Below are 4244 nucleotides of genomic sequence, written 5' to 3'. Positions count from 1 at the left end.
GGTACTGCAGGGGGGACCCTGTGGGAGAGTAGGACGCCGCCGAACAATCATTCCAAAAAGACCCACTCCCGATCGGGAGTGGGTCTTTTTGCGTTTCCGGTGATTTTCCGGAGAGGCTCAGTTGTCGTCCTCGCTGTCCTGGCCGTCCGGGGCCTGCGGGTTCACCTGGGCGTTCGCCGACGGTTGGGCTTGTGCCGGCGCCGGGGTTGGTGCCTGAGCCGGGGCCTGAGCTTGGGCCGGCGCCTGTGCCTGGGCCGGGGCCTGGGTGGGCGCCGCGGGCGCGGACGGCGCGGCCGTGCCCCACTTCGGCCGGCTGAGCCATTGACCGGCGCTGTTGGTGAGCCGGGCGACCCCGGTACCGTCCGGCTGCATGCTGTAGAGGTCGGCGGTCGCGCCTGCGGGGGCCTGGGCGAAGACGATCGACCGGCCGTCGGGTGCGTAGGAGGCGGCGCCGTAGTAGGCGTCGGAAGGGGCGGGAGTGAGGGCGGCGATGGCGCTCCCGTCGGGGTGGACGGTGTAGATGCCGCCGCCGGGCGCGTTCTCGGGGCCGGCCGGGTAGGTGGTGAAGAGGATCTGGCTGCCGTCCGGGGACCAGCTCGCGCGGTCGCCGGCGCGGAGCTCCCAGGGGGTGAGCTGACGCAGGCCCGTCCCGTCGGTGTTGACGACGTACACGGCCCGGGAGTTGGCGGGCTGTCCGCTCGCGCCGGTGCGGTACTCGAAGGCGAGGCGCTTGCCGTCGGGGGACCAGCTGGGGTTCCCGACCTCGCCGGAGTACGGCTTGTCGTTGGTGAGGAAGGTGAGGCGCTGGACGTTGGTGCCGTCCGGGGCCATCAGGTAGAGGTCGGAGTACTGGATCTGGGTGGTGTTGTTGCCGGCCGGGTTGACGGCGCCCCAGGAGCGGCTGAACGCGAGCTGCGTGCCGTCGGGGGAGTAGGCGGGGGCGCGTTCGTCCTCGTTGCTGCAGTCGGCGGTGCCGTTCTCGCAGAGCTGGCCGATCTGGTGCTCGCCGTCGCCGCTCGCGGCGACCGTCCAGAGCCGGGCGGTGCCGGTCTGCGGGTCGGTGCGGTCGAAGGTGATGGTGCTGCCGTCGGGGGACCAGTCGGGACGGTCGTCGCGGGCGCGGGCGGGCGGTTGGGTGACCTGGTGTTCGCCGCTCCCGTCGGGGCCGACGGTGACGATGGCGCTGGTGGTGCGGCCGGGGTCGACGAACGCCCGGCCGGCGATCAGGCCGTTGTGCGCCGCCACCGCGGCGGCGCCGGTGGCACCGGCCGCGGCGCCGACGACGCCGGGGGTGGGGGAGGCGGTCGTCGGCTCGGGCGTGGCGGTGGGGCTCTCGGGCCGGATCTCGGAGAGCGGGATCTCGCCGGGCTCGGCTCCGCAGCCGGCGAGCAGGGTGCCCAGCAGCAGAAGGCCCGCACCGGCGCTTGCGCGGGTGCGGGCCCTGGTCGTGGCTGACTGCCCTGTGCCGGTCATCCGCGTCATCTCCGTCTCCGGCCTCGCGGCCGCTCCGACTCTCGCTCCGTCGCCGATTCAGGACGAAGGCCCCCGAACGGGTCTGTCACTGTGTCAGACGGGAGGTGTCGGCGGCCGGGCGACACGCGTCGGAGCGCGTTCGCTCGGCCACACGGAGTAATGGCGGAATGGGGGTGGCAGGCAGGGGAGGCGACGGACCCGGGCGGTGAAGGGCCGGGGACCGGTCGGCGGGCTCAGCCCTTGGCGGCGCGGCGCTCGGCCTTGGCGAGGGCCTCCGCCTCGTCCTCGGCCTCGGCGACCTCCAGGGTGGGCGCGGTGCCGCCCAGCTGGGCCGGCAGCCACCAGGTGTCGTCCGGGCCGGAGGGCTTGCCGGGGTACTCGCGCTGGGCGCGGTCGAGCATCTCGCTCATCGCGGCGCGCAGTCTCCGGGTGACCATGACCGGCTTGTCGCCGGCGGTGAGGTGGATCGGCTCGCCGATCATGATGGTGACCGGGACGTGCCGCTTGGTCAGGGTCTTCGGGCGGCCCTTGGTCCAGAGCTGCTGGGTGCCCCACAGGACGACGGGCAGCAGCGGGGTGCCGGAGTCGGCGGCCATGCGGGCGGCGCCGGTCTTGAACTTCTTCAGCATGAACGAGCGGCTGATGGTCGCCTCGGGGAACACCCCGACGACCTCGCCGGCCTTGAGGGCGCGCACCGCGGCCTCGTACGCGGGCTGGCCGTCGGTCCGGTCGACCGGGATGTGCTTCATGCCGCGCATCAGCGGGCCGGAGACGCCGTGCTTGAAGACGTCGTCCTTGGCCATGAAGCGGGTCTTGCGCTTGCCGCCGCGGTAGGCGCCGAGGCCGGCGAAGAGGAAGTCGAGGTAGCTGATGTGGTTGCTGACCAGCACGGCTCCGCCCTTGGCGGGGATGTGCTCGGCACCCACGATCTTGATGCGCACGTCGAGCGCGCGGAAGGCGGTGAGTGCGGCGCCGATCACCGGCGGGTAGACGAACTCTGCCACGGTCAGTCCTGACTTCCACGGGCCGGGGCCCGGTACGGCGGGGACCCGCGCCGTTGCGCGGGGGCCGACCGGAGCACGGCACGCCGCGGCGGTCACGGGTGATACACGGAGATGATCCCCCGAACGAGTGCCTGCTGTCACCTGAGGCGTGCCGTCAAGCGGATATTCACCGTGTGATATCGGTGATGAATCCAGGTGGGAACTTTTCCCGGTCGGGTCAGGCCACGACGTCGGGGCGGCCCTGGGCACGGCGGATCAGCAGGTACATCTCGCAGCCGAGGCAGTAGCCGAACGCGGCGTTGAGGAAGGTCGCGGCCAGGGCGAACGCGGTGGTGAGCAGGCCGAGCCAGGGGACGGCGCTGAGGAAGCCGAGGCTGCCGACGGCGGCGAAGACCAGGCCCACGCCCTGGGCGAAGCGCGGCGGGCGCTCGTCCTCGGTCGCGGTGGGCGGCGCCAGGTGGGGGCGGACGAAGGTGCGGTAGAGCCAGCCGTAGGGGGAGAGACGCAGGCCGCCGAACGCGGGGAGTGCGAAGACGGCGGCCTGGAGGGCGAGGAGCGAGCCGCTGCCGGTGATCAGCACGGCGGCGAGGACGATCGCGCTGAGCGCGGCGGAGAAGCGGGGGCCGCGGGGGTCTATCTGCACAGGGGCTCCGGGAGGGTCGCGACGGGCGGCGGCGGGGGGCGCGTGCGGGCGGCGCGTCAGCGACGGTGACAGCGGGAGGCGGTGGCCCGGCCCAGGGCGACGTGGCGGCGGGAGGTCGGTATCGGCGGCTGCGAAGGGCGGTCGGAATCCACTCGCCGATGCTACGCGGGCCGAGCGTCGGCGGGCGACCTGTCTATGACAATCCGCTTTTGGGATGAGCATGAGACTGCCGCAGACTGGGGGCGGGCGGGTCCTTTGGCTGTGCGTCACCGGGTTGCCGGTGGCGGTGGTGGGGCGCGAGCTGCTGCTGGTGAAGGTGCGACGGGAGGTCGAAGGTGTCCACCGAGAACGGGACGGTCCGGCTGTCGGAGGCGGAGCTGGGCGGGGCGCTGGGGGAGCGGGCAACGCTCGTCCAGTTCTCGACGGCGTTCTGCCAGCCCTGCCGGGCGACCCGGCGGGTGCTCGCGGAGGTGGCCGGCATGGTCGACGGCGTCGCGCACGTCGAGGTGGACGCGGAGGAACGGCTGGAGCTGGTGCGCCGGCTGGAGATCCTGCGGACGCCGACCGTGCTCGTCCTGGACGCCGGTGGGCGCGTGGTGCGACGGGCAGCCGGGATGCCGCGCAAGGCGGACGTGATCGCGGCGCTCGGGCGGGTGGTCTGAGCACGTGACGGCGAACAGGTGACAGATAACAGATGACGAAATCTGTTATCTGTCACCTGTCATCTGTTCGCCGTCGTCGGTTCGTCGTTGGCGCCGGGAATCCCGCCGCGGATGTGCCGCCCCGTCGGGTGGTGTCGGGGGCGGGCTGGGGCAGGATGGGCGCAGGCGGTGGTGCAGCCCTCCCGGCGTAAGCTACTGGCCAGTAGTGACCACTGGGCTACCGGCGAGTATGCTGCCAGGAAGTTCCGGACCGGCACGGGAAATCCGCTGCCCGGAGCAGGTGCGAACCATGTTCGCACCGGCTTGCACAGCCGCAGCCGCCGGACGAGACCAGTACAGGAGACAGGCCGTGAGCTTGAGGATCGTTGTCTGTGTGAAGCACGTGCCGGACGCGACGGGTGACCGTCGTTTCGCGGACGACCACACCACCGACCGGGAGGGCGTGGACGGCCTCCTGTCGGA

General features: G+C 72.4%; 4 protein-coding genes and 1 pseudogene. 2 read left to right on the top strand and 3 right to left on the bottom strand.

What is annotated here, in order from left to right; translation table 11 throughout:
* Positions 1-117: 117 nt before the first annotated feature.
* From ACFV4F_RS42675 to ACFV4F_RS42665, 3 genes are all read right to left on the bottom strand, one after another.
* Positions 118-1473 (bottom strand): TolB family protein, encoded by a 1356-nt coding sequence (locus ACFV4F_RS42675; RefSeq protein WP_380511292.1) that lies wholly within the window; start codon positions 1471-1473, stop codon positions 118-120.
* Positions 1474-1706: 233 nt separating this feature from the next.
* Positions 1707-2477: a lysophospholipid acyltransferase family protein gene (locus tag ACFV4F_RS42670; protein WP_380499775.1), complete on the bottom strand. Its 771-nt coding sequence runs from the start codon at positions 2475-2477 to the stop codon at positions 1707-1709.
* Positions 2478-2694: 217 nt separating this feature from the next.
* Positions 2695-3120: a DUF4395 domain-containing protein gene (locus ACFV4F_RS42665; protein ID WP_380449059.1), complete on the bottom strand. Its 426-nt coding sequence runs from the start codon at positions 3118-3120 to the stop codon at positions 2695-2697.
* Between the two features lie 335 nt (positions 3121-3455).
* On the opposite strand from ACFV4F_RS42665, the gene ACFV4F_RS42660 reads away from it, so the two are divergent.
* Together ACFV4F_RS42660 and ACFV4F_RS42655 are read left to right on the top strand one after the other, a co-directional pair.
* Positions 3456-3782: a thioredoxin family protein gene (locus ACFV4F_RS42660; RefSeq protein ID WP_380511289.1), complete on the top strand. Its 327-nt coding sequence runs from the start codon at positions 3456-3458 to the stop codon at positions 3780-3782.
* A 349-nt stretch (positions 3783-4131) separates the two neighbouring features.
* Positions 4132-4244, top strand: a pseudogene (locus ACFV4F_RS42655) (electron transfer flavoprotein subunit beta); the annotation flags it as partial.

The sequence above is a fragment of the Kitasatospora sp. NPDC059722 genome (genome assembly GCF_042733235.1).
GTDB lineage: Bacteria > Actinomycetota > Actinomycetes > Streptomycetales > Streptomycetaceae > Kitasatospora.
Note: the sequence above shows the minus strand (reverse complement) of the source record. Positions and strands in the feature narration are given on the sequence as shown.

Excerpts from the sequence above, each read along its gene's own strand:
- ACFV4F_RS42675 (WP_380511292.1), bottom strand. The coding sequence starts at position 1,473 with ATGACCGGCACAGGGCAGTCAGCCACGACCAGGGCCCGCACCCGCGCA.